23 protein-coding genes are annotated in these 24,241 nt (G+C 65.4%); 10 read left to right on the top strand and 13 right to left on the bottom strand.

Going from position 1 to position 24,241, the window contains the following annotated elements; translation table 11 throughout:
• Positions 1-246: 246 nt before the first annotated feature.
• Positions 247-726, top strand: coding sequence for a YbhB/YbcL family Raf kinase inhibitor-like protein (locus tag AKJ08_RS14975; protein WP_050726803.1), 480 nt, complete (start codon positions 247-249; stop codon positions 724-726).
• Here the strand turns inward: AKJ08_RS14975 and AKJ08_RS14970 are convergent.
• The gene (locus tag AKJ08_RS14970) at positions 714-1,184 is read right to left on the bottom strand and encodes a DoxX family protein (RefSeq protein ID WP_157370728.1); all 471 of its coding nucleotides are present in this window, start codon (positions 1,182-1,184) and stop codon (positions 714-716) included. The two genes, AKJ08_RS14975 and AKJ08_RS14970, sit on opposite strands and share 13 nt — an antisense overlap.
• Positions 1,185-1,294: 110 nt before the next feature.
• Entirely contained in the window at positions 1,295-2,002 is a 708-nt protein-coding gene (locus AKJ08_RS14965; protein ID WP_050726801.1) for an SDR family NAD(P)-dependent oxidoreductase, read from the bottom strand.
• A gap of 198 nt (positions 2,003-2,200) precedes the next feature.
• Between AKJ08_RS14965 and AKJ08_RS14960 the strand changes: the two genes are divergently transcribed.
• A complete protein-coding gene (locus AKJ08_RS14960; RefSeq protein WP_050726800.1) occupies positions 2,201-2,821 on the top strand; it encodes a glutathione S-transferase family protein in 621 nt (206 codons plus the stop codon).
• Between the two features lie 268 nt (positions 2,822-3,089).
• Here the strand turns inward: AKJ08_RS14960 and AKJ08_RS14955 are convergent, their stop codons facing one another.
• The 6 genes from AKJ08_RS14955 to AKJ08_RS14930 all read right to left on the bottom strand — a co-directional run bounded on the left by AKJ08_RS14955 (position 3,090) and on the right by AKJ08_RS14930 (position 8,536).
• Entirely contained in the window at positions 3,090-3,605 is a 516-nt protein-coding gene (locus AKJ08_RS14955; RefSeq protein ID WP_050726799.1) for a DsrE family protein, read from the bottom strand.
• A 142-nt stretch (positions 3,606-3,747) separates the two neighbouring features.
• Positions 3,748-4,743, bottom strand: a complete 996-nt coding sequence (locus AKJ08_RS14950; RefSeq protein WP_050726798.1) for a CAP domain-containing protein — start codon at positions 4,741-4,743, stop codon at positions 3,748-3,750.
• Between the two features lie 19 nt (positions 4,744-4,762).
• Positions 4,763-5,647 carry an RNA polymerase sigma-70 factor gene (locus AKJ08_RS14945; protein WP_050726797.1) on the bottom strand — a complete coding sequence of 295 codons (885 nt, stop codon included), beginning with the start codon at positions 5,645-5,647 and terminating at the stop codon, positions 4,763-4,765.
• Complete coding sequence (locus AKJ08_RS14940) at positions 5,644-6,225, bottom strand: carboxymuconolactone decarboxylase family protein (RefSeq protein WP_050726796.1); 582 nt, start codon at positions 6,223-6,225, stop codon at positions 5,644-5,646. Before AKJ08_RS14940 ends, AKJ08_RS14945 begins: the two co-directional genes overlap by 4 nt.
• Positions 6,226-6,438: 213 nt before the next feature.
• Positions 6,439-7,437 (bottom strand): CAP domain-containing protein, encoded by a 999-nt coding sequence (locus AKJ08_RS14935; protein ID WP_157370727.1) that lies wholly within the window; start codon positions 7,435-7,437, stop codon positions 6,439-6,441.
• Positions 7,438-7,516: 79 nt separating this feature from the next.
• Positions 7,517-8,536 carry a CAP domain-containing protein gene (locus AKJ08_RS14930; protein WP_050726794.1) on the bottom strand — a complete coding sequence of 340 codons (1,020 nt, stop codon included), beginning with the start codon at positions 8,534-8,536 and terminating at the stop codon, positions 7,517-7,519.
• 295 nt (positions 8,537-8,831) lie between these two features.
• Between AKJ08_RS14930 and AKJ08_RS14925 the strand changes: the two genes are divergently transcribed.
• Positions 8,832-9,182: a DUF1428 domain-containing protein gene (locus tag AKJ08_RS14925; RefSeq protein ID WP_050726793.1), complete on the top strand. Its 351-nt coding sequence runs from the start codon at positions 8,832-8,834 to the stop codon at positions 9,180-9,182.
• 155 nt (positions 9,183-9,337) lie between these two features.
• Here AKJ08_RS14925 and AKJ08_RS14920 read toward each other — a convergent pair whose 3' ends face one another.
• Complete coding sequence (locus tag AKJ08_RS14920; protein ID WP_050726792.1) at positions 9,338-10,210, bottom strand: RNA polymerase sigma-70 factor; 873 nt, start codon at positions 10,208-10,210, stop codon at positions 9,338-9,340.
• The gene (locus AKJ08_RS14915; RefSeq protein WP_050726791.1) at positions 10,207-10,788 is read right to left on the bottom strand and encodes a carboxymuconolactone decarboxylase family protein; all 582 of its coding nucleotides are present in this window, start codon (positions 10,786-10,788) and stop codon (positions 10,207-10,209) included. Before AKJ08_RS14915 ends, AKJ08_RS14920 begins: the two co-directional genes overlap by 4 nt.
• Before the next feature lie 348 nt (positions 10,789-11,136).
• Between AKJ08_RS14915 and AKJ08_RS18815 the strand changes: the two genes are divergently transcribed.
• From AKJ08_RS18815 to AKJ08_RS14890, 4 genes are read left to right on the top strand one after another with little or no spacing between them, the layout of a single operon-like run.
• Positions 11,137-12,846: an N-6 DNA methylase gene (locus AKJ08_RS18815; protein WP_082343220.1), complete on the top strand. Its 1,710-nt coding sequence runs from the start codon at positions 11,137-11,139 to the stop codon at positions 12,844-12,846.
• A 1-nt stretch (position 12,847) separates the two neighbouring features.
• The gene (locus tag AKJ08_RS18810) at positions 12,848-15,196 is read left to right on the top strand and encodes a sensor histidine kinase (protein WP_082343219.1); all 2,349 of its coding nucleotides are present in this window, start codon (positions 12,848-12,850) and stop codon (positions 15,194-15,196) included.
• Between the two features lie 4 nt (positions 15,197-15,200).
• Positions 15,201-16,355 carry a hypothetical protein gene (locus tag AKJ08_RS14895; protein WP_157370726.1) on the top strand — a complete coding sequence of 385 codons (1,155 nt, stop codon included), beginning with the start codon at positions 15,201-15,203 and terminating at the stop codon, positions 16,353-16,355.
• A 2-nt stretch (positions 16,356-16,357) separates the two neighbouring features.
• The gene (locus AKJ08_RS14890) at positions 16,358-17,101 is read left to right on the top strand and encodes a hypothetical protein (protein ID WP_050726786.1); all 744 of its coding nucleotides are present in this window, start codon (positions 16,358-16,360) and stop codon (positions 17,099-17,101) included.
• A 277-nt stretch (positions 17,102-17,378) separates the two neighbouring features.
• Here AKJ08_RS14890 and AKJ08_RS14885 read toward each other — a convergent pair whose 3' ends face one another.
• Complete coding sequence (locus tag AKJ08_RS14885; protein ID WP_050725530.1) at positions 17,379-18,464, bottom strand: IS5 family transposase; 1,086 nt, start codon at positions 18,462-18,464, stop codon at positions 17,379-17,381.
• A 418-nt stretch (positions 18,465-18,882) separates the two neighbouring features.
• On the opposite strand from AKJ08_RS14885, the gene AKJ08_RS14880 reads away from it, so the two are divergent.
• Entirely contained in the window at positions 18,883-19,152 is a 270-nt protein-coding gene (locus tag AKJ08_RS14880; RefSeq protein ID WP_157370725.1) for a hypothetical protein, read from the top strand.
• Between the two features lie 69 nt (positions 19,153-19,221).
• Positions 19,222-19,689, top strand: a complete 468-nt coding sequence (locus AKJ08_RS20225) for a hypothetical protein (protein WP_157370724.1) — start codon at positions 19,222-19,224, stop codon at positions 19,687-19,689.
• Positions 19,690-19,907: 218 nt separating this feature from the next.
• Here the strand turns inward: AKJ08_RS20225 and AKJ08_RS14870 are convergent, their stop codons facing one another.
• The gene (locus tag AKJ08_RS14870) at positions 19,908-22,694 is read right to left on the bottom strand and encodes a phospholipase D-like domain-containing anti-phage protein (RefSeq protein ID WP_050726783.1); all 2,787 of its coding nucleotides are present in this window, start codon (positions 22,692-22,694) and stop codon (positions 19,908-19,910) included.
• A 3-nt stretch (positions 22,695-22,697) separates the two neighbouring features.
• On the bottom strand, positions 22,698-23,660 hold the full coding sequence (locus AKJ08_RS20220) for a hypothetical protein (RefSeq protein ID WP_205624734.1): 963 nt from the start codon (positions 23,658-23,660) through the stop codon (positions 22,698-22,700).
• Between AKJ08_RS20220 and AKJ08_RS20215 the strand changes: the two genes are divergently transcribed.
• Entirely contained in the window at positions 23,637-23,948 is a 312-nt protein-coding gene (locus AKJ08_RS20215; RefSeq protein ID WP_205624733.1) for a hypothetical protein, read from the top strand. The genes AKJ08_RS20220 and AKJ08_RS20215 overlap by 24 nt on opposite strands.
• Positions 23,949-24,241: the final 293 nt, after the last annotated feature.

The following is a 24,241-nucleotide window of genomic DNA, read 5'->3' as shown; positions in this document are numbered from 1 at the left end:
CCGCTTGAAACCGCCCTCCCCTTGAGCTTTTCGGCTCGGCTCGTTGCCAACCTTGGACGCCGCCCGTGCCGGAGAATCATCGGCGATCCGGTGGCAGGCCTCTCGGTTTTCGACCGTCGGCGGCAGGGCGGCTTCGTGTCGACGAGGTGGATGAGAGCCCGATCGAACATCTCTTCGGGGCTCATTCGAGCCGAAGCTGCCAAAGGGATCTAGCCTTCGCTCTCGACCCATCTCCGAGAGGCGACCGTGGGATTTGCTCTGTCCAAGATGCTGCTGCACAGCTCGTCGTTCGGCGACGGCGCTGCCATCCCCTCGAAGCACACGGGTGAGGGTGCCGACGTCTCTCCGGCCCTGTCCTGGGACCACGTGCCGGACGGCACCCGCGCCTTCGTTATGTTCTGCCACGATCCCGACGCGCCAGTTGTGTCGAATGCTGGCACCTACGGTTTCGTGCACTGGGTGCACTACAACGTCCCCGGGACCGTCCGGAGCCTGCCCGAGGGAACGAACGAGCACACGAACGGGCGCAACGACTTCGGCAAGGTCGGCTACGGCGGCCCGATGCCTCCCAACGGGCACGGCAAGCACCAGTACTACTTCTGGATCCTCGCGCTGAACGACGACGCGCCGATCGAGCCGGGCCTTACGCTCTGGGAGCTCCTCCAGCGAATCGAGCCCAAGGTCGTGGGCATGAACCGGCTGGTCGGCACCTATCAGCGCGCCTGAGCGCCCCTCGCTCGGTCGGGGACCATCCCTTCCGCGGGGATGCGGCGGGACAGGAGCGCGTCGAGGCTCCAGGCTCCGCCTCCCGAGACGGCGAGGCGCACGAGCGCTCCAAAGATCGCGACGTTCTTGAAAAGAGGGCCGAGCGTCGCGGCGGAGCCCACCTGCACCGAGATCGTGATCGGGATCAGGCAGGCGGCCAGGACAATCGCCGACACCCGGGTGAGCAAACCGAGGAGCAAGGCTAGGCCGGCGGCGACGAGGACCGCGCCAATCCCCAGCACCAGTGTCTCCGCAGGCGCGACCGCGGTGGCCAGGTGCCCGAGCGGCGCCTCGACGAGACGCGCCGCCACCTCGCCCGGTGCCGCCAAATGCTGGATGCCGGCGACGAGGAAGATCGAGCTCGTGAAGACTCGGAAGACAACGTGTGCGGGATTCTCCAAGCGATCGGGGCGCGGCATCCTGTTGCTCTCCTCGGGGTAGGGCGGCTCGTCACCTTTGACACCGTCCCGCCCCGGGAGGTTCCCGGGCGCCTCCTGGCCCACGCTGGCGGGGCCCTATCTCCCGGCGCCTACCAGGACTCGCCGAAGGGGCGCGCCTCCGCCTCGAAGGTCCACGCGGACCTGTCCTGACGCACGAGGAAAGACGCGAGCTCGGCGACGCCACTCGGCTGGATGAAGAACTCGTCCGGTTTGTCCTTCATCCACTCGCGGGTTCGCGGCATGTCGACCACGCCGTCGACGATGATCAGCCCGACGTGGATCCCGTGTGGCCCGAGCTGTCGGGCGAGTGACTCGCAGAGGCTCCTCTGCGCTGCCTTCGCGGGGGCGAACGCGGTCGTCCGCGCCACGCCCCGACGCGACGCGGTCGCTCCGGTCACGATGATCGCGCCCGACTTCGCCGCCTTCATGGCGGGCGCGACCTCCTTCGCGACCAGGAGGAGCCCGAGCGAATTCACCCGCCACGAGGCCTCGAAGTCGGCGCCGGTCACGTCGTCGAGCGTGCCGAAAACGCCCGATCCCGCGTTGTACGCCACGACGTCCACCTCCCCCATCTCGTCGCGGATCGAGGCGAACGCGCGCGCGACCGAGCCGGCGTCGCTCACGTCACACGCGAACGCACGTGCATCGGGCAGCTCGCTCGCGAGCTTCGACGACGTGGCGCTCGAGCGGGCGAGGAGGGCGACGGCGTAGCCATCCTTGGCGAAACGATGCGCGAGCGCCGCACCGTTGCCAGGCCCCACTCCGACCACGACGCAGACCTTCTTCTTCCCCGGCATCGCACTCTCCTCACGCGAACGGATGGTTGGCGGGCAGTGTAGGCGTGGGGGAGGAGCCCTGCCGGGCGATTGCATGTGCGTTGGTCGAGAGTTCGACGACCCTCGTCGATCCCAGGAGAACTTCGGCGAACTTCGGAGTTCCCCTACCGGACCGATCGGGGAATCATCCGGCGCCGAACCACTCGCAAGGAGTCGTCGATGTCCATCGTCCTCTACCACCACCCCTACACCCGCGCCGCGAACGTCGTCTGGATGCTCGAGGAGGTCGGCGCCCCGTACGAGCTCCACTTCGTCGACGCTAAGGCCGGCGGGCAGAAGGCCCCGGAGATCCTCGCGCTGAACTCCATGGGCAAGCTCCCCATCCTCGTCGATGGAGGAGCCGTGGTCACGGAGTCGGCGGCGATCGGCCTCTACCTCGCCGACCGCTATTCGCTGGGGGAGCTCGCGCCGCGCACCGACGATCCGGCGCGGGCCACGTACCTGCGCTGGTCGCTCTTTGCGCCCTCGGTAGTCGAGCCGGGCTCGATGGCGAAGCGGGAAGGCTGGAGCTTCAACGAGGGAGCGGCAGGGTGGGGCAACCACGACGCGATGCTCGAGGCGGTGCGGAGCGCCCTGCGCGATCGCTCGTACATTCTCGGCGACCGCTTCTCGATGGCCGACGTGATTTTCGGCGGCACGATCCGCTACATGCTCGGGTTCGGGCTGCTCGCTCCCGAGCCGATCTTCGAGTCCTACGTCGCCCGCTTGAACGAGCGCCCTGCGCTGAAGCGTGCCGAGGCCCGCAACGTCGCCGTCCGCAAGGAGCGCGGGCTCCAGTAGCCACCGGCGTTCACCGAGGCAGAAACGGAGTTCCTTCGCCGCTGCGTGGACGCGGCGGCGGAGGCCTTGGCAGCCAACGGCCAGCCCTTAGGCTCGGTGCTCGTCGGAGGCGGGACCAGCCGAGGATCGCAACCGCAGCGGCTCGAGCTCGAGCCGCCGAATGCGCGGGCGTTGCGACGCACAAATCTAAACCCACGGTTTCGAATCGTGCTCACCCTTCGCGCGCCCAACGGAGAGGAGGGCCCGCGGCAGCGCGGGCATCCGACCGTCAATTCACGGGAACGAGCCCGTAGCCCTGTGCCTGGTAGCCGATCGCGGAGACGAAGCCGTCGCGGACCACCTTGATCCCCGGCAGGACCTTCGCGTTGTCCACGCCCATCGCCGCTGTGGCCACCGAGCAGATCTCCATCCGGATCCCAGCGGCCCGGAGCGCCTCGACCGTGTTGGCGACGTCCTTCAGCGCAGGCGATCCGGCGACCTCCGCCGAGGGAGTGGTGGTGAGGAACTGCACGCCGGGGCCGACGAAGACGACCACGAAGTCGGGCGTCACCTTCTGCTCCGCCATCCCCTGGTGGCTCCCGTGGATCACCTTCAGGTAGCGGGCCAGCTTCTGTGCCTCGCCGATGTTCACAAGGAAGACGCCCTTACCCGTCTTCTGCCCCTTCAGGGCGTCCGCGTCGTCGTAGCGCGGGGCGGCGGGCCCCTCGCTCGCTGTGGCAGCGGCGGCGGAGAACGAGGTCAGGAGCAGGGCGGCGGCGGCGAGGAGCGGAAGGGGACGAAGCATGGTGTTCTCCTGAGAAGGGATTCACAGGGAAAGACACCAGCGCGGCCTTTCGGGTTCCCTACCGGGCGAGGGCCGCCTCAGCGTCGAGCCGCGCTCGCATGCCTTGTCATTCCGGCTGCGGCCAACTCCCCGTGCGGCGGCGTCAGGTGCCGGGGGCGCAGTCCACGAGCTCCACGTCGTAGGTCACCGTTTCCTTCGAGGGGCGGGTAATGCTGATCCGGTAGGACTCGCCCGCCTGGACGGGCGGCGGCTGCCAGATGATGGCGTCGGGGATCTTGATGCCTGACTTTGGGATCCAGCTCTCGATCGCCACCTCCTCCCCGCCGGGCAACCTCTGCATCGAGACCTCGGCGCCCTTGATCCCGTCTTTCGGGTGGAATGACCACGCGACCGGACGCAGTTTGGTCACCATGGCGATCGGCGCAGGCCCGGCGGGCGGGTAGGCGGTCCAGGAGCGGTCGGTCCGTCCCATGTCGTCGAAGACGCTGACGCAGGTCGCCCTGCCGGCAGAGCCGATGCCCACCTTGCCGAGGACGTAGCCCAGCAGCCACCGGCGGTGTCCCACGCTGTCGGGGACGCTGACGTCGGCCATTTGGCCGTCGATCGCGTCGCCGGGCGTCGGGTAGCCCAGCGAGAGGTTGCTCGAGCCCGCGCCCACCGCACCCTGCTCCGACCAACAAGCCCAATCTGGCGGTGGCTCGTGGTCGAGAGCGTTGTTCGCGTTCATCAGCACGGCGCAGGCCTGCTCCTGCTCCCGCTGGTCGCGATTCTCGGTCACGGGCGGCAGCTCCGAAAGGGCGCGGAACATGTTGATCCGCCGCAGCGTGTCCTCGATCGCCACCTCACTCAGCGTGCCGTGATCGCAGATGTCGTCCCCGGCGATCCACGGGACCTTTTCGTTCTCGACGTGTCCTTCGTTCCAGAGGCGGCAGACTGTCTCTGCCGCTGTCGGGCCCTCTCCACCGGAACCGCCGTCGCCCCCCATCCCACCGGTTCCGCCGGTTCCATCTGATCCAGCCGATCCAGCGGATCCCGCGGAACTGCCAGCGCCCTCCTGCTTGTCGGGATCGGAGTTGGACGCGCCACAGCCTGCGGCGAGGAGCGCAACGAGGATCGGGAGCACGGAGAGTGTTCGCATGATCCCGGATCCTACTTCATCAATCAGCAACCGATCGAGCGAGGGCCGACTCCTCGCCGAGCCGCGCCAGCTTGTACGGGTTTCGGATCGCGTAGATCCGGGTGATCCGGCCGTCCTCGACGGTGAGGCTGAGCGCCGCGGCCACCTCGCCGCCCAGGTCGAACCGAACGCCTGGCGCGCCGTTGAGCCACACCGCGGCGCTGGCGAAATCCGAGGGCGCCTTGGCGACGAGGCCCCCGAGGAACGCGACCAGGTTGTCCGCGCCCACGATCGGCCGCCGCGCCGCCGGCACCAGCCCGCCGCTGTCGGTGACCATCACCACGTCCGGCGCCAGGACCTCCAGCAGGCTCCGCACGTCGCCCGTGTCGATCGCCGCGAGGAACTTCTCCACCGCCGCCCGCTGCTCCGCCCGGTCCACGCGCATCCGCGGCCGCCGGGCGGCGACGTGCTCCCGCGACCGATGCGCGATCTGCCGCACCGCCGCCGGTGACTTGCCGATCGCCTCCGCGATCTCCTCGTACGGCGACTGGAAGACCTCGCGCAGCACGAAGACCGCCCGCTCGGCCGGGCCGAGCGTCTCCAGCACCGTGAGCATCGCCATCGAGACGCTCTCCGCGAGCTCGACGTCGTCCGCCACCTCGGGGCTCGTCAGCACCGGCTCCGGCAGCCAATCGCCGACGTAGTCCTCGCGTCGGCGCGACAGTGTGCGCAGCCGGTTCAGCGCCTGGCGGGTGACCGTCCGGATCAAGTACGCCCGGGGCTCCCGCACGGCTTCCTGGTCCGTATCCGCCCACCGCAGCCAGGCCTCCTGCACCACGTCCTCCGCGTCCGCCGCCGAGCCCAGCATCTCGTAGGCGACCGTGAACAGGAGGCTGCGGTGCGTGACAAAGGGGTCTCTCTTCATGCCGCCGCCGAGGCCACCGCGAGCGGCTCGAGCCCACAGGCCTTCGCGTACCCCTGGGACTCCAGTCCGAGCGCGTTGTTGTTGCGGGTGTAGAGGTTCGTCAGCGCGATGAACGCGGTGAGCTCCACCATCGCCGGCGCGCCGAGCTGGTCCAAGAGCCGGGCCGACAGCGCGTCCGTCACCGTGGGCGGCGTCTGCGTCATTGCTTCGGCGTACTCCATCACGTCGCGCTCCAGCCGCGAAAAGACGAGGGAGTCGCGCCACCTGGGCACCTCCCGCGCCTTCGCCACGTCCAGCCCCTCGTTGTGCGCCTGGAAGTAGCCGAGATCCAGGCAGAACCCGCAGCCCACCAGGCTCGCCACCGCCATGTGCGCGAAGGACTTCAGGTTCTTGTCGCACTGGTCCCACTTCGATGCCATGCGGCCCATCTTGAAGGTGGAGCTCAAGACCTTCCGGTTGTGCCATGCCACTTCCAGCGGCTCGGGGACGCTGCCGAACATCCGGCGGCTCACCCACTTCACCACCGCGGCGTAGGGTCCGGTCAGCTTGGCCTTGGGGACTCGGGTGTTGCTCGCCATGTCGCCTCCTGGGTTGCCCCCGTTAGTTGGGGCTTCTCTCGGGTTCGACATGGGGACACCGGCCGGGGATCGGTTGTGACAGGTCCGGCGGAATTTCTTGAGCGACGTGGCGAAAGACGAGCTTCCGGCACGTCGTCCCCTTTGGCGCGAGGCGAGCCTTGCGGATCGGTGGAGGACTCGCGGGTCTGGTTGCTGCGCTATTTGCGGCGGGCGTCAAATACCGTCGCAGTCCACCACTTCGACGTCGTAGGTCAGCGGCTCCTTCGAGGGGCGGGTGATGGTGATCCGATAGGATTCACCCGCCGCGACGCGAAGCGGCTTCCAGACGATGGCGTCGGGGATCCCGCCGCCGTCAGCCTGGATCGAGGTTTTTTCGACCTCGACCTCCTCCAAGTCGGGCAACCTCTGCATCGAGACCTGGGCGCCCGCGATCTTGTCTCTCGGGTGGAACGACCAAGCTACGGGACCCCACTGAACGTCGCGCACCATGGGCAGCGGCGCAGGCCCGGGGGGCGGGTAGGCGGTCCACTCGCGGTCGGTTTGCCCCGTGTTGTCGAAGACGCTGACGCAGGCGGACTTGCCGGCGAAGCCGATGCCCACCTTGCCGAGGAAGTAGCCCAGCAGCCACCGCCGGTGGCCCACGCTGTCTATGCCGGTGTCGCCCATCAGGGCGTCGATCGCGTTGCCGGGCAGTTTGAAGCCCAGCGCGAGGTTGCTCGAAGCCGCGCCCCACGCGGCCTCCTCCGTCCAGCAGTTCCAGCTTTGCGGCGGATAGTGGGAGATACTTCTGTTCGCGTTCATCAGCACGGCGCAGGCCTGCTCCTGCTCGCGCTGCTCGAGATTCTCGGTCACCGGCGGCAGCCCGGAGAGGGCGCGGAACATGTTGATCCGCCGCAGCGTGTCCTCGATCGCCACTTCGCTCAGCGTGCCGTGATCGCAGATGTCGGCGCCGGCGATCCAAGGTTCCCGCTCGTTCTGGATGTGCCCTTCGTTCCAGAGGCGGCAGACCGTCTCTTTCTCCGTGGGGCCCCTTCCACCGGAACCGCCGCCGCCCCCCGTCCCACCGGAACCGCCGGTTCCACTTGATCCACCTGATCCATCGGATCCTGCGGAACCGCCAGTGCCATTCTGCCGATCGGGATCGGATTCGGACGCGCCGCAGCCTGCGGCGAGCAGCGCAACGAGGATCGAGAGCACGGGTAGAGTTCGCATGTTTCAGGCTCCTATCTCATAGACCAGCAACCGATCGAACGAGGGCCGACTCCGCGCCGAGCCGCTTCTGCGGCGGGCGTCAATTGCCGTCGCAGTCCACCAGCTCCACGTCGTAGGTCACCGCCTCCTTGGAGGGGCGGGTGATGGTGATCCGATAGGTCTCACCCGCCACGAAGCGACGCCGCGGCTGCCAAGCGATGGCGTCGGGGATCTGGGCGCCGTCACTCCGGGTCCAGGATCTTTCGATCGGGACCTCGGCCAAGTCGGGCAACTTCTGCATCGAGACCTGGGCGCCATCGATCTTGTCTTTCGGGTGGAACGACCACGCGGCGAGACTTCCCCACCTATCGCTCAGCATTCCAATCGGCGTAGGCCCGGCGGGCGGGAAGGCGGTCCAGGCGCGATCGGCCCGCCCCGTGTTGTCGAAGACGCTGACGCAGGTCGCCTTGCCGGCGAAGCCGATGCCCACCTTGCCGAGGGAGTAGCCCAGTAGCCACCGACGGTGGCCCAGGCTCTCCACGCCGACGTCGGCCATGAGACCGTGGATCGCGAGTCCGGGCGTCTCGTAGCCCAGAGCGAGGTTGCTCGACCCCGCGCCATTCGCGCCCGCCTGCGTCCAGCAAGCAAAGCTCTCCGGTGGCTCGTGGGTGAGAAAGTTGTTCACATTCATCAGCACGGCGCAGTCCTGCTGTTGCTCGCGCTGGTCGCGATTCTCGGTCACGGGCGGCAGCCCGGAGAGCGCGCGGAACATGTTGATCCGCCGCAGCGTATTCTCGATCGCAACCTCGCTCAGCGTGCCGTGATCGCATTTGTCGGCCCCGGCGACCCATGGGACCGTCTCGTTCTCGACGTGCCCATTTTTCCAGAGACGGCAGACGACCTCGGCCTCCGTGGGGATCTCACCGTCGGAACCGCCGTCGCCCCCCTTCCCACCTGTACCTCCGGTTCGATCGGTTCCACCGGATCCGGCAGATCCAGCGGAACCAGCAGATCCTGCGGAACCGCCAGCTCCGTCCTGCTGGTCGGGACCGGAATCGGACGTGCCGCAGCCTGCGGCGAGGATCGCAACGAGGAGTGAGAGCACGGGTAGGATTTTCATGTCGCGGGATCTTACTTCAAGTCAAAGCAGTTTGCTTTGTGCTCATCTTGCCAGGGTCGCCTCGAAGCCGAGCCTTGCGCCACGGCGGTCGGGCAAGTCGAAGCGGTTGCCGCTCGGGGGGCATCGTTCATCAGGAGGCGCGTCGCAGCCCCCAGGCCATCGTGATCCCGGGCGCCCGGCACACACCGATGATTTCCGACGTTCCCGGGCGTCACTCATAGGCCGCCGCTGGTCACCCGCGGGGAGGCGGCACCGATCCACCGCGCCGGTGGGCCGAAGGCCAGGAGGAGAAGCCATGTCGTATGTGGATGGATTCGTGGTGGGGGTTCCGGTCGACAAGAAGGAGGTCTATCGGGAGCATGCGGCGAAGGCTGCGGCGATCTTCAAGGAGCACGGGGCGACGCGAGTCGTGGAGGCCTGGGGAGACGACGTGCCGAGCGGAAAGGTGAACGATTTCAAGACCGCCGTGCACGCGAAGTCGAACGAAGTCGTCGTCTTCTCGTGGGTGGAGTACCCGAACAAGGCGGTTCGGAACGCGGCAGTCGAGAAGGTCATGAGCGATCCCCGCATGAAAGAGCTCGGCGCGATGCCCTTCGACGGGCAGCGGATGATCATCGGCGGCTTCGAGACGATCCTCGATCGCTGACGGGCCGAACTGCGCCCGGCGAAGGAGGGTGATTCACCTGGGGCCGCCAGCTCTCGGCAGGCGGCCGCTTCGCGTGCCGAAGCGCGCAACGCCGCCGTCCGCAGGCAGCACGGGCTCCCGTTGCCACGATTCGGGAGGGCGCCTTGACCTCGCGGCTACCGAGCGAGGGTGGCCTCCGCGTCGAGCCGCGCCAGCTTGTGCGGGTTCCTCATCGTGTAGATCCGGGTGATCCGGCCGTTCTCGACGGTCAGGCTGAGCGCGGCGGCGACCTCGCCGTCGACGTCGATCCGAGCGGCTGGTGCGCCGTTGATCCACACCGCAGTGCCCGCGTGCCTCCCGGACGCGTTGGCGGTCACGCCGATGAGGAAGGCGGCCAGCTTGTCCGCGCCCACGATCGGCTTCGGCGCGGCCGGCACCAGACCACCGCTGTCGGTGACCATCACGACGTCCGGTGCCAGGACCTCGAGCAGGCCCTGCACATCGCCCGTGCGGATCGCGGCCAGGAACCTCTCGACGGCGGCCTGCTGCTCCGTGTGGTCCACGCGCAGCCGCGGCCGGCGGGCGGCGACATGATCCCGCGCCCGGTGCGCGATCTGCCGCACCGCTGCCGGCGTCTTGCCGATGGCCTCGGCGATCTCCTCGTACGGCGCCTGGAAGACCTCGCGCAGCACGAAGACCGCCCGTTCCGTCGGGCCGAGCGTCTCGAGCACGGTGAGCATCGCCATCGAGATGCTCTCGGCGAGCTCGAGGTCCTCGCCCACGTCCGGGCTGGTCAGCACCGGTTCGGGCAGCCAATCGCCGACGTAGTCCTCGCGTCGGCGGGACAGGGTGCGTAGCCGGTTCAGCGCCTGGCGGGTGACGATCTGGATCAGATAGGCCCGCGGCTCCTGCACGGCTGCCTGGTCGGTGTCCGCCCACCGCAGCCAGGCCTCTTGCACCACGTCCTCGGCGTCGGCGGCCGAGCCGAGCATCTCGTAGGCGACGGTGAAGAGGAGGCTGCGGTGGGTGACGAAGGGGGCGTTCTTCATGTCGCTGCCGAGGCCATAGCGAGAGGCTGGAGCCCACAGGCCTTCGCGAACCCCTGGGACTCGACGCCGAGCGCGGTGTTGGTGCGAGTGTACAGGTTCGCCAGCGCGATGAACGCGGTGAGCTCCACCAGCGCTGGCGCGCCGAGCTCCTCGAGCAGCCGGGCCGACATCTCGTCGGTTACGGTGGGCGGCGTGTGCGTCATCGCCTCGGCGTACTCCATGACCTCGCGCTCCAGCGGCGTGAAGACGCGGGATTCGCGCCACATGGGCACCTCACGCGCCTTGGTCAGGTCGAGCCCCTCGTTGTGGGCCTGGAAGTATCCGAGGTCCAGGCAGAACCTGCAGCCGACCAGGCTGGCCACCGCCATGTGGGCGAAAGACTTCAGGTTTTGGTCGCACTGGTCCCACCTCGACGCCATGCGGCCGACGTTGAAGGTGAAGTTCAGCACCTTCCGGTTGTGCCAGGCCACCTCGGCCGGCTCGAGAACGTCGCCGAACGTCCTGCGGGACATCCATTTGACCATCGCGCCGTAGGGTCCGGTCAGCTTGGCCTTCGGGATTCGAGTTTTGCTCGCCATGTCGCCTCCTGGGTTGCCCTTGTGGGGCTTCTCTTGGTTCCGACATGGGGACACCGGCCGGTGATCCGTTGTGACAAGACCGGACGGCCGCGGGGGGCGATCTGAACCTCCCGAACTGGAATCATGCTGAGAAAACCGTCCAAACAAGGACGACGTCCATCTTGAGCGCACCTAACTGATCGTGATAGGACCCGCCCCAAGGGCGGCGTGGGTCCCCGAGAACACCTCCCGACCCGCGGGAGCATTCCGATGCCGGCAACGAGGACAAGGGGACGCTAAAGTGCCGCTCGCCCCATCCCTCAGCGCCACGGCATTTACCCTTCCGGGCTACCAGAAACTCGGAGGGCGATGATGGCGAGGAACCTGGCGATAAGCGCGAATTCGGAGCAGTTCCAGGACGGCGGCCCCCTCGGCGAAACGGAGGAGGCCGGTTTGCTGCAGATTAACGGCCTATCCGTTCCGCAACGGCGGTTCCTCGGAGCTTACTACACACCAGATGATGTTGCTGTATGTATCGCTCAATGGGCTATCGCGGACGCCAATGGGAATATCCTCGATCCGAGCTTCGGCGGATGCGCATTCATGCAGGCCGCTGCATCCATTCTCAAGGGGATGGGGCGCCGGCAGCCTGGACGGAACGTCTTTGGAGTCGACATCGACGAGACGTGCGCTCGATTTGTTCACGATTGTTCCGACTTGGTCGAAGCCAATGTTGTGTTCAAGGACTTTCTCGCTGTCCAGCCGGCCGAACTACCCGGAGCGCCATTCCACGCGATCGTCGGAAACCCGCCCTACGTGCGACACCACTGGCTCAAGGATGAGCGACGAGCATTGGCGCGTCGCATAGCCGAGGAAAGCGGACACCGACTCCCCGAAACGGCAAGTCTCTGGGCGTATTTCGTTTTGCATGCGCTCGCCTTCTTGGAGCCGAGCGGCAGGCTCGGAATGTTGGTCCCAGAAGCAATCCTCCAAGCTGACTATGCGATGGCGGTCCGTGCTGCACTCGAGCAGCGCTTCGAGCGGGTGCGCTTGATTCATCTTCGCCAGCGACTGTTTGATGGTACCGACGAGCCTGTAGTCCTGATCGCCGCGGAAGGATTCGGATGCCGTGGTTCCCTGCAAGTGCTCTCGGTCGATACCGCAGACGAGTTGAGTGCGGTTTTGAAGGGAAATGCCCCCTTGCCTCGGGGCACGACCCTGCCAAACGGGCGGCGAATCGCAGCCGAGGCTCTCCGGGTCATGGGAACGATCGAGTCGTCGAGGCAAACGGTAAGATTCGGAGAGCTGGCGACGCCCCAAATTGGAATCGTAACCGGGGCGAACAGTCATTTCATTCGCTCTGAAGAAGAGTTGGTTGACATTGGTATTCCTGCTAGCGCTCGCGTTCCGATTCTCTCTCGAACAAGGTGGCTGGCCGGGCTGGAGTTCACTCCGGAAGACCACGAGGCGGCTGCCGAGTCGGGGGCCCGGGCGTTCCTCGTTCGTCCGACCGCGGCAATGGAGCCCGCGCCGGGTGTTCAGCGATGGATCGAGGATGGACTGAAGGCGGGGGTCGACAAGCGCTACAAATGTTCCAAGCGCGAGCCGTGGTATCGGGTCGATCTTTCGGAGAGGCCAGATGCCTTCGTGACATCGACGCGTCTAGGGCCTCCCTTGCTGGTGCTCAACCGGGGAACCTTTCGCTGTACGAACGCGCTCTATGCCGCAAGGTGGAACGCGGCGTGTGACGTACCTCCGGAGGTCGTGACGATCGGTTTCGCGACGACGTTCGTGGCGCTATGGTCGGAGTTGAACGGGCGGAGGTATGGAGGTGGCGTGCTGAAGCTCGACCTGACGGCCCTTTGTAAGCTACCGGTGCCGATCGCCCTAGACGCGATCAGAGCGTTCCAACATGTGGACGAAGCCCTGCGCTGCGGCGACGAGCCGGCGGCCCGTGCCATCGCTGACGACCTCGTCCTTCGCCGTGGGATCGGAGTATCGCGCGCGAAGATCGACCTGATGCGTAATTCACTCACGGAGCTGACCCGTCAACGGATACCCAAGGGCGAGGAGTTGTGAAATGGCCAGCTTCACAATCGACACCCATCTCTTTCGCGAGCTCGGCGAACTTCTGGTTGGGCGCGACTCGACTGCCCTCATCGAGTTAATCAAGAATTCCTACGATGCCGATGCGACCGAGGTTATTGTGGTCGGCCAACGGCTGAACGACCCCGACAGAGGCGTCATTCTAATTACCGATAATGGGTCTGGAATGACTCCAGACCAGTTCGAGCAAGGTTTCTTGCGGGTCGCGTCGCGAATGAAAGACGACGGCCTGCGTTTGTCGGGGCGCCTCAAGCGGCGGTACACAGGGGCAAAGGGAATCGGGCGTCTGGCCGCGCACAAGCTGGCCCGTTTGCTCGAGGTACAGAGCATTAGCGTAGCGAACGGTGGCACCGTCTCGGATGTCCAGGCCCGTATCGACTGGGACAAAATCGAGCTCTTCGAGACGCTCGATCAGATTGAAGGCAGCGATGCTGTGGTCGTGATGCAAAATGGCGCTTCGCCCAAGGCGAAGACGGGGACCGCTCTTCGTCTGTCTCGACTTCGGCGGAAATGGACGCCCGCCGAGCGGGCGCGCTTCTTCGCGGAGGTTGAGTCATTCGCGCCCCCGCCGTTTCTTACGAAACAGCTGAGAAAGTCCATCGTGGCTGAACCCCTTGTTTTCAATGAACCACTGGTACGAGGCGCGGAGGCGAGTGGACAGGAGTTCAGTGTCAAGCTTGAGGGAGAATTTGCGGCGGGCGAGGAATACTGGCAACTGATGGAGGAGCACGCCGCTTGGGTCATTGAAATCCGGTCCCGAGTTGGAGAACCAGTCCAGTACGCGGTGGCGCCGACGAAACGAACTCTCAGAGAGCGACCAGGAACAATTTCATATCGAACGTCGGTCGTGCACCCGGCCCCAGATGTTGGTCCATTTTTCGATGCGCGAATTTTCCTCCGCGTTGGGCCACTCGCTGCCAAGGGTGACAAGCGGACCTGGGCAACCCGAACTAGCGGCATCCGAGTATTTATGGAGGGTTTCCGTGTTCTTCCGTATGGCGAGCCCCATAACGACTGGCTGCGTCTGGACTCTGACTACACGCGTCGATCACGAACTCTCGACACGCTAAAGGACTGGGACCTCGATGATCTAGATCCCATCGACGGAGACGCGCCTGTCATGGGCTTTCCGAACAACAACTACTTCGGCGGCGTGTTTCTGACCCACGATAATGCGCCTAGTCTGAGAATGTTGGTCAACCGTGAAGGCTTTATTCCGGAGGGCGGATACGACGATCTGGTTGTCTTAGTGCGGACAGGTCTCGACCTGTGTACGCGCGTTCAAGCTGCAGCGTCCTATCCGGACCGAAAGGCGCGTAGCGAGACTCGCAAGCGAGGCCACGGAAACGCAGGCGGAGCCCCAGCCAGTCCTGCGATGCAAGATCCGACGGCAGCGCCGGGGCGCATACCCACCGGCCCAATAACGCTGAAAGCGAGCCTCGATAGTGCAACCGAGGCGCTATCGGCAGCTCGCGCACACTGGGTTGCTGCCGCGACCGCATCCCGTTCTGATGAGGCCGCGGAGCTTGCTAAGAAGCTCAGTCAAGCGCTTGAGGAGATTAGGGCGCAGGCGGACTCGGCTGAGGAGATGATCTCTGAACAGTCGCTGCTTCGGGTCCTCGCGTCGGTAGGCACCCAGATGTCCGCGTTCGTTCACGAGATTCGAGCATTGCTCGGGGCGAGCCAAGCAGTGGAACACGCACTCGACGAGCTTGCGTCGGATCCGCAACTAATGCGGGACCAACGCCAGAAGCTCAAGAAGATCCTGCAGGCTATTGGCGACCTTCGCCGAGGTCTCGAGCGCGAGGCATCGTATCTGACCGACATCGTGACCCCTGACGCGCGCCGGCGCCGCTCGCGGCAGAGGCTGGCAGAGCGGTTCGATGTTGCGAGCCGGCTGCTTGCTCATACTGCTGAGCGGCGTGGCATTCGTATCGAAAGCCAGATTGGTGCCGACCTGAAATCGCCGCCGATGTTCCCAGCTGAGCTGACGGCCGTGTTCACGAATCTGCTAAGTAACGCCGTGAAGGCCGCAGGACTGAAAGGCCGGATAGTAGCATCAGCCGGTAGTGATCCGGACGGTACGGTCCACGTGCTGATTCAGAATTCCGGCGTTCGCGTTGACCTCGCTCGCGCTGAAGCTTGGTTCAGGCCATTCGAATCCACTACATCTGAGGTCGATCCGGTGCTCGGCCAAGGCATGGGACTCGGGCTTCCGATTACACGACGGATGCTCGACGACTACGGCGCTGAAATCGCATTCGTAGCACCCGAGAATGGGTTTGCCACCGCTATCAAGTTCATGTTTCCTGGAGACAAGTAGCGCCATGTCCAATGAGAATCTTCCGCGCATCTTAGTTGTAGATGACGAGGACGCGAAGTCGCACGCCCTCGGGCTCCAGGGTTGTGCGTCATCACGTCCGAGGCATCCCAACGATGTCGATGCAGACGATCTCGACTGGGCTGATCTGGTGCTCATGGATTTCATGATCGAGAAATGGGAGGAACGAGAGAAGCTCGAACAGCTCTCCCTTAGGCCATCGAATGGGCTCGCACTTGCAGCCGTCCTGCGCGAGCACGCGGATTTCCGGAACGGAGGTGGGGCTGATTACACCGCCTTCGCAATTCACACAGGACATATCGGCGATATCTCGAGCCGACTTCATACTACTAGTCGGGCCGCGCATGTGGTCGCCCGTCTCAACAACTTGGAATGGGTGTTCGACAAATCCGACAAAACCCGCTTCGATCGCTCGACAGAGCTAGCCGCTGCCGTACGGGCGATCTCCGGCTCTTGGAAGGACGTGGAGCACGGCGGCGTCGAAGCTGCTCTTCAGCGCCTCTTGGGGCTCGACGGGCGCGTTCTTTGGCGCTCGCGTGCGCTCGACGACGTCGTACTCTGCCAGGTGCCGCTTTCCGAGTTCTCGGCTGGAACAAATGGGTTACTGTTCCTTCGATGGTTGCTGCATTCGATCTTGCCGTACCCCACGTTTCTCTGGGCCGAGCAGTGGGTGGCGGCACAACTTCGCATCACTCCTGCTGCCCTGCGTATGGTCTTCCGTGGCGAGTCCGCGCTCGCGGGCGATCTTAACGCATGTCGCTACGACGGCATTCTTCGCGGCTTTATGGGACCTCGCTGGTGGCGGGCCGGCGTCGAGCAATACGCCTGGGGCATCCGCGCCGAAGGAGCTCGCGATCCAGAGGCGTTTCATCAGAAGCTTGAGGAAAGGGCAGAGTCTCAACTGGAACGCCTTGAGATCGCATCGCCGGTCGTTTGCGTTGACCGCGACCTCTCGCCTGCCGACGAGCTTTGCAGGCTCGAAGACGCAGTTCGTATGGTGCCGGACCTCTGGCCGGCGTATGCAGGCACGGCGTACGCGACAATTGCCAGCGTCCGAGACGACGCAGAGTTTGCCGCGGTAGTCCATCCGCTGGATCGCGAGAGAATCGCGTTCGATGACGACGATGATGGAGAGAAGTGACCATGGCGAACCTTCTCTTTCGTCCAGCTGAGCTACTTTCGGAGATAGAAGCACTGCGGAACTTGTCCGACAGCTTTCTCGACCCGACGTCGTTCCAACTCGAGGAGCTGGCAGGTGAAATCCAAGGCCTTGTCACGCAGAAGGGAGGTACCTTGGCATTGGAGATTCCCAGGGAGCGACCGCTTCGGACGCGCTTAAGCGAGGGGGAGTTCGAGCCGGCGAACAAATCTTCAAATCGCCGGATCTTCGCGGAGGTTTCCGGGATATGGGAGATCAAGGCAGCGAAGTACAAGGTGAAGGATCCTAAACGGCCGGGGAAGAAGGCGAAGGAAGAGCTCCTCATCGGTTTTAACGGTCTTGCATCGACCGTGATCTCCGTCTTCGACGAGGGGGTCGTCATCCCCATAACCTGCTGGAAGATGGAGCTTGGAGACGCGAACGCTCCGGGCTGCTTCTTCCACACATTCGCGTCTGTGGATCACGGATTTCCGGTCCCCAGGCATCCCAACGTGTTTCCGACGCCAATGTCGGCAATCGAGTTCGCGCTCGGTGAGCTCTTTCAGGACCCGTGGGAGAAGGCCGTGTCCGGTGCTACGGATCCTCCCCAGCGCTGGCGTTCCATACAGGGAAAGCGACTGAAGGCCCTACTCAACTGGCAAATGCAAATCATCGAGAATGCGACTACGAGCCCTTGGTTCACACTCAAGGCTAGGAAGCCTGCTGCGGATATCTTTTTGTGGCCGTGAGAAGTTTTTTCGTTCATCCGCCTCGGCGTAGTGCGTCGGCTCTCGTTCGCGGGTATGGAGAATTCCGTCGAACAAGCGTTAGGGGCCTAGCAGGTTGCTGAAGAACTCTGTTTTTGGGCGCGAGTCGCTGCCTGGGCCCGTGGTGGTGCCTGGGTAACGAGAGGTCGAGCGCATGGATTTCGCCGTCCCGCACGCTCGTAAATCGGTCCGAGCCTCGCGCCGTACGAATGCGATGCCTCCACGGCGGCGCTCATTGGCGCGCAGCACGGATCGGCGCTCACGCCGCGCTCCCGAGCAGCCGCGAGAGACGCAGCAGGTTGTACGCTGCGCCTGTGAAGTAGGCGCAGAGCTGGGTTCGTTCGACGCCTCGGTAGCGGGTCTTCCTCAGCCCACCTACGGTCTTCATCCAGCCGAAGATCTCCTCGACCTTCTTCCTGCATCTCTGACTGTGGCGGTACCCAATCTGGCGCGCTTGCCGCGCGTCGACGTTCGAGTGCTTTCGCTTTCGGGCGACGTGCGGAACGACACCTTCGACAAAGACGTCGTGCACGAAGTCGGCGGTGTCGTAGCCCTTGTCGGCGCCCAGCGTAGCTGGCGAGAAGCCTTTTCTCTTCTGACGCTGCAGCATGCGCAGCGCCTCGCGGCGTTCGGCAGTTCCGTCAGCGTGCGAGATCGAGATGTCGATGCAGAGGCCGTTCCGGTTCTCCATCAGCACGTGGCCCGACAGCGCCAGCTTCGCCTCCTTGCCTGCGCCCTTCCGGGCAAGCCGCGCATCCGGGTCGGTAGACGATTCGTGCGTGGCGTTGGCGCGCTTCTCGCCGTGGAAATCGATGGTTGGGTTCCCCGGATCGTCTGGCGGCTCGTTATCCTTCGCGCCCTTCTTCTTGAAGCTCTTCATCGACGCCCACGCCTCGATCAGCGTGCCGTCGACCGTGAAGTGCTCGGCCGAGATCAGCTTCGCCTCCTTAGCCTGGCGGACCACGCCCTCAAAGAAGAGGCGCGCGACATCCGCCCTGATCAGCCGCTCCTTGTTCTTCGAGAAGGTCGAGGCATCGAAGCTTTCCTCGGTCATGCCCATGTCCAGGAAGAAGCGGAACATCAGGTCGTAGTCGAGGCGCTCGCAGAACTGCCGCTCGCTCCGGATGCTGAAGAGCGCGATGAGGAGGCAGGCCTTCAGGATGATCTCGGGCGGGATCGAGGGGCGGCCGGTGCCGCTGTACATCGACTCGAAGACGGGCGAGAGGCGCTGGAGCTCACGGTCGGCGAGCAGCTTGATCCGGCGGATCGGGTGGTCCCTGGGCACCCGCTGTTCCGGTCCGATCAGGGTGAGCATCGACGCCTGCCGCTCGAGTTTGCCGCGCATCGCTTCCTCCGCAAGAGCGCGCGATTCTACGGTAGCGATCCTATCGGGTCGATCCCTGCGGTGCGGGGGACCGCAGGGTTTTTCAGCAACCTGCTAGGAGCCCGCTTCGCACGGTTCCGTGGACCCGCGGGCGCGCAGGTTTCTCGAGCTCCATGCTCGATGGGATCGCGGACGCCGTCGCGGAGCGACCTCTCGGCGCGCTTCGGTGCGTTCGGCCGGGTATCACGCTCGAGGCCCTGGTCCTTGGGCGAGCCAGTGCGGGTGTAGAGCGTCTGAACTATTGACCCCCTTGCGACAGAACTTCTGATCCCCTCGCCCGGCCTCTGAAACGGAGGCTCGAGTGAAGATGGAGGCAAGAGTCGTGGCACCCCCGCAGGTCGCCGAGGTGCCGATGAACGAGGCGTAGGTCGTCCAGCAGATGCGAGTCCTTGCTAGGTTGGGCTGGGGCGCAAAGCGGATTGCTGCCGAGCTGGGCGTCGCCCGGAACACGGTCAAGCGGTACATCCGCGACGGCGCCGCCCCCGGCATTCAGGTTTACCTGAAGCAGCGGAAGCTCGACGACGACGCGAAGGCCAAGGCGGTTGCGCTGTTCGACAGCACCGCCGAGGGCACCGCCGCGGTGGTGCACGACCTGCTCGCTGCCGAGGGCATCGAAGCCGACGTGAGGAGGACCCAGCCTGCCGTCTAAGAGCACCGGCGAGCGCATCGTGCTTCCCAGCTTGCGACGGTCCGGTTCGAAATGGCGCCGGGCGAGCAGATGCAGATCGACTTCGGTGAGAAGCGCGTCCGCGTCGGCGAGGTCCAGATGCAGATCGACTTCGGTGAGAAGCGCGTCCGCATCGGCGATCTGGAGATCCCCGTCCACCTCTTCGTGGCGGTTCTTAGCTTTTCGCGGCGCATCTTCGTGAAGGCATTCCTGTGGGAGCGGCAGGACGACTGGTTCGAAGGGCTCACGGCCGCCTTCAAGTACTTCGGCCGCGTGCGGCGGACACTGCTCACGACAACCCCAAGTCACTCGTGCGAAAGATCAACCACGAGGCGGGCACGGCGATCTTCGCCGCTCGCTATATCGGCTTGTGCAAGGACTGGGACGTGCCCCCGAAGGCGCGCCGGGCGGACCAAGGGAAATACCGAATCCGGCGTGAAATACGCGAATGCATCGCCCTTGCGGGCAGGTCGTTCGACGCTGTCGCCGCCCTCGAAGCCCATCTTGTTGAGTGGATAGGACGCGCTGATCACCGCGTGCATGGAACCACCCACGAGCAGCCTATCGCTCGCTTCGACCGGGACTGGACGACCCTCCGTCCGTCGCTCGAAGGAGTGCTGCGCTCGGTCGCGCGCGACCGACTTCTGTATGGCATGCATGCGCTCGTGGGCACGGTCTACGGGCGGGGCATGACGAGAATGCGCCGCAGCCGCCGCGTGGAGTATCGGGGTGGACGGTCACCAGCCGTTCTTCATGCGCTCCTGGATTTCGATGGGATCAAGGACGGCGGGGGAGGACTCCCAGTCGGCATCCTCGACGCGGCTGTACTTTTCATCGAAGGGGTTTTGGCGCATGACGCTTGCGCGGTCGATGAGACGAGCTGCTTCGGCCCGGTGGCCTAGGGCCACCTGGACCCAGGCGTCTTCGAGGGTATCGGGGATTTGGCCGAAGAGTGTGTGGATCTCCTGGAGGCGCTGGGAGAGGAGCTGGTGGACGCGGTCCTCGACGGAGTCGCTGTAGCGCAGGTTGGCGATCCAGACCTCGGGGTGGCGTTGGCCGATGCGCTGGATGCGACCCTTGCGCTGCTCAAGGCGGGTGGGGTTCCAGGGCAGATCGATGTGGATGAGGGTACCGAGGCGCTGAAGGTTAAGGCCTTCGGAGGCGGCGTCGGTGCCGAGCAAGAGGCGCAAAGTACCGTCGCGCACCTGCGCCTTGAGCACCTCGCGGTCGCAGCGACGGAACGTGCCGCGGCTCCAGATACCGGAGCGGCCGGAGCCGGCGTAGAGGCCGATGTCCTCCTCTGCGAACGCCGGATGCGCGGCGATCCGCTCGCCCATCCAGAAGGCGGTGTCGAAATACTGTGAGAAGAGGATACACCCACGGTCACGCCAGGGCTCGGCGAGGCCCTTTCGCGTGCCCAGCAGGTAGGAGAGCACCGCCTCCAGCTTGGGGTCCTGCTCCAGGCTCTCCTCGAGGAGCGTGAGGCAGCGGAGCAATGCCTTGCGCTCGGCGCCGGAAAAGTTGCGGAAGTCGGAGTCGGCGATGGGCGCCTTCCCTTCGTCCGACTCCTCGTCGGTGTCGTCGAGGTCGGCGGCCACCCCGCCCTCGATCCCGAGGAGTCCTCGGATGGTGCGTTTGCCAGCCTCGAGGGAGCTGCCGAGCCGGCGCAGGAGCAGCGTGCGGAAGAAGCCGGCGCCGCCGGGAATCCGCTTGCCCAGCGCCTCGGTGAACTCCTCCGCCGCCTCGTAGGCGTCGGACAGGTAGGAGGTAAGCGCCAGCGCCTCGTCGTCGCCCTCGCCGAAGAGGCGCACGCGCACGGGCTGGAGCCACGGCTGCTTGGTGTCGGGGTTGAGAGTGTTCTCCAGGTACTCGCGCGAGCGGCGTACGATGCATCTCAGGAGCGGGTTGTGCTTCTGGGCGTAGGTCGGGAAGAGATCTGGCTCCACCTGGGTGCCGCGGAGGGCGGCGGGGAGGCGCTGGTAGTCCTCCGGCAAGAGCGACCATTGGTCGTCGTGGAGGCCCAGCTCGTCGCGGATCTCGGCGACAATCGGATCCTCGGCGCGCGAGGGAAGCGGATCGCGCACATGGTTCCAGGCGTCCTGCGGATGCTCGGGCATCGGAGCCGCGCCTGTGGACAGCTCGAGGCAGCGGTGGGCCTTCCACCAGGGGCTGAAACCGAGCCCCTGCCCAAGGACGGAGGGGCTCCCCTGAGCGAGAATTCGAAGCAGGTCCCAGGCCTCCACCGGGTGGAGTTGCACCGGCGTCGCGGTGGCCAGCAGCATGCTCTTCGTCTTCCTTGAGAGATCGAGGAGGAAGCGCATCAGGTTGTTGGGGTCGGGCTTGGCGTTCACCCTATCGGCGCCGTCGTCGATTTTGGGAAGCTCGCTGCGGCGGGCTCGGTGCGCCTCGTCGACGATGACGCAGACGTAATGTCTCGCGAGCAGGGCGGCTTGCACCTTCGGGTTGCCGTGGGTGATGAGCCCCTGGGAGACGAGGCCGATTCGCCGGGGGCAGGAGCGTAGGCCCTCGACGCCAGCGGCGGGATGCTCGATCTCGTGCTCATCGATCCACGAGCTGCCCGACCACCGGGCGGAGGGGAGCTGTAACAGCTCGAGGAGTTCGCCCTGCCATTGACGCAGCAGCGGCTTGGGCGCGAGGACGAGGATGGGCCCGTCGTCTTCCATGGCCATGAGTAGCGCGGCCATGGCGAGCTGGATGGTCTTGCCCAGGCCCACCTGGTCGGCGAGGACCAGCCGCGCGCCGCCCATGCGGTGGCGCGCGAGGGATAGGTTGGCGAAGTACTTCTGGTGGGGCCACAGGCCCTGCTCGCGGCGGTAGAGCGGGCTCTCGACCGCCACCGCCGCCGGCGCGGGATCCAGGCGCCACTCATCGACGCCGATCACCCGCCGCTCCGCCACGCGCAGAACATCGGCCTCGACGAAGGGACAGCAGGCGAGGTCGACGGCATCGGGCGAGTGCCAGAGGTGGTCGAACTCCTCCTGCACCCAGGCGATCGCCTCCGGGGCGTCGTCCTCCCAGAGCAGCTCGTAGTTGAGCCGCCACGCCGTGGCGCTCTCGTTGACGCTGCCGAGGAAGGAGGTGGCACGGCCGTCGGCGTAGCGGACAAGGCCCGCCTTGCCGTGGACCAGGCCGAAGGCGGCGTCCGGCAGCACCTTCACCTGCAGCTTGCGCTCGCCATTTGGGAGCGTGGCGGTGAGCAGATCGTAGAGGCGGCGGATGCGGGGCCTGGCGTCGTCCGGCAGCTCCTCCGGCTTGCCGGCACACCAGCTCCGGCGCAGAGCCTCCTTCGCGGCGACCGCCGTCTTTACATCCTCGGGATCGAGGTCGGAGTTGCAGACGATGCGGATGGGGCCGTCCACTGCCTCCAGTTCCTCCCCCGCCACCTCGAAGAGGCTGGACCGAAAGTAGCCCGCGATGCGGTCGTAGGAGACTGCGCCGCGCAGGCGATCGCGCAACACGCTCCTGTCCATCCGCCGCTGCCTGGAAGAGTGTCGCCGGATCATCGCTCAGCCATGATCGGTGCGCAGCCGGCCGGCGAGGAGGCGCGCGCCCTCTGCGTCCGCGGTCCAACGGTCGTCGTCGCCGTGGGCGAGGCTCGCGAGCCAGTCCAGGATCGCGGTGAGGCGGGTGCGATCGCCCCAGTAGTCGGGGAGGAGCTCCTTTAGGTAGTTTCGGCCGACCTCCGGCTTCCCTTCATCGGCGACGGTGGCGTGGACGGCGAAGAGGAGGTGGCGCAGGGGCGTGGAGGCGAAGGCGCCGCCGCCGCCGAGATCGCGACGGCCGAACTCAGAGGGCGTGCGGACCCGGCTCTGGTTGGCGCGACCGCCCTGAAGCAAAGGCATGAGCTCGCGGACGCCGAAGCCCCGGGCCAGCTCCTGGAAGACGCCCTGCCGGCGCTCGCCGCGGCTCTCCACGTCTAGCGCGCGCAGATAGAGGCGCTCGTCGGCCGAGAGGCTCGGCCACGCCGCCTCGAGCCCGCGGGGAATCAGATAGTCGCAGGCGATCTGTATGCCGCGATCGATCACCCGCTCGAAGCGGGACTTTTCGGCCACCGCTCCTCTGCCCGTGGGCTTCGCGCGAAAGAGCTCGTGGCTCACGTCCTGTCCGTCCAGGGTCTGGTAGCCAGTGAGTACGCGAAGGGCGGCGGCATAGGCGGCGAGCTGGTAGTCGGTGTCGCCGAAGTTGGGCTCGGCGCCGTCGTCGAGGGCGCGCATGGAATCGATCTGGCGCTTCACCTCATCTTCGACCTCTGGGTAGACCTCGTCTAGGAAGCCGTGCTTCTCCTCGACCCGCTTTCGCATCACGAGTAGGACGGTACCCTGGACGTAGTTGCCCTTCTTGATGCCGCCGACGGGGGTTTCGGTGGCTACAGTCCACGCGGCAGTAACCCGTAGACCGGCGGCCCAGAGGATCATTCCCAGGTCCGCCCATACAGCGGGATTCTGGTGGGTGAACATGACGAGCTGCATCCCGTCGTCTGGCATATGGCGGGCAAGGTTGGAGTAAATCTCAACCATGCTCTTTTTGAAGTCCTCGCCTTCGCCGCGCACTGCAAGCTGTCCGCGAGCGTCTGGGAGCCAATCCGAGAAAGCACCCCTGATGTGCTTTCCGTACCAAGCAAGGAAGAAGTCTCCCAGTTCGTGGTACTGGACCGCATCCGCGTATGGGGGGTCAGTTATCCAGAGATCGCATTCTCGATTCACATCTCGGGCGTCGCCGATTTCGACAGCCGATGCAGCTCGAATCGGACGCTCTGAATCAAAGTCGATCTGAGCCGATGCCATCATGGAAAGAGGACGCGCCGAGTAGTTGTAAAGAGGATTCAGCGCTTGGTTCAGGAATGTGTTCTTGCCACCCGCGATCTGAGTTGGACTCGAGAGCCAGCACGATAGGCGGGAGTTCCAATCGGCGAGCCTACCCAGGTTGAGCATCGCGGCAGCGGCCAAGACACGATCTTGATGGAGGTTCGATAGAGACTGGCTCGCGACAAGTCCGTGAGTCAGGAGCTGCCTGGGATTAAAAAGATGGCTCCAGCAAGTCCAGCCGCGTG

Source organism: Vulgatibacter incomptus, assembly GCF_001263175.1.
Classification (GTDB): Bacteria; Myxococcota; Myxococcia; order Myxococcales; family Vulgatibacteraceae; genus Vulgatibacter; species Vulgatibacter incomptus.
Note: the sequence above shows the minus strand (reverse complement) of the source record. Positions and strands in the feature narration are given on the sequence as shown.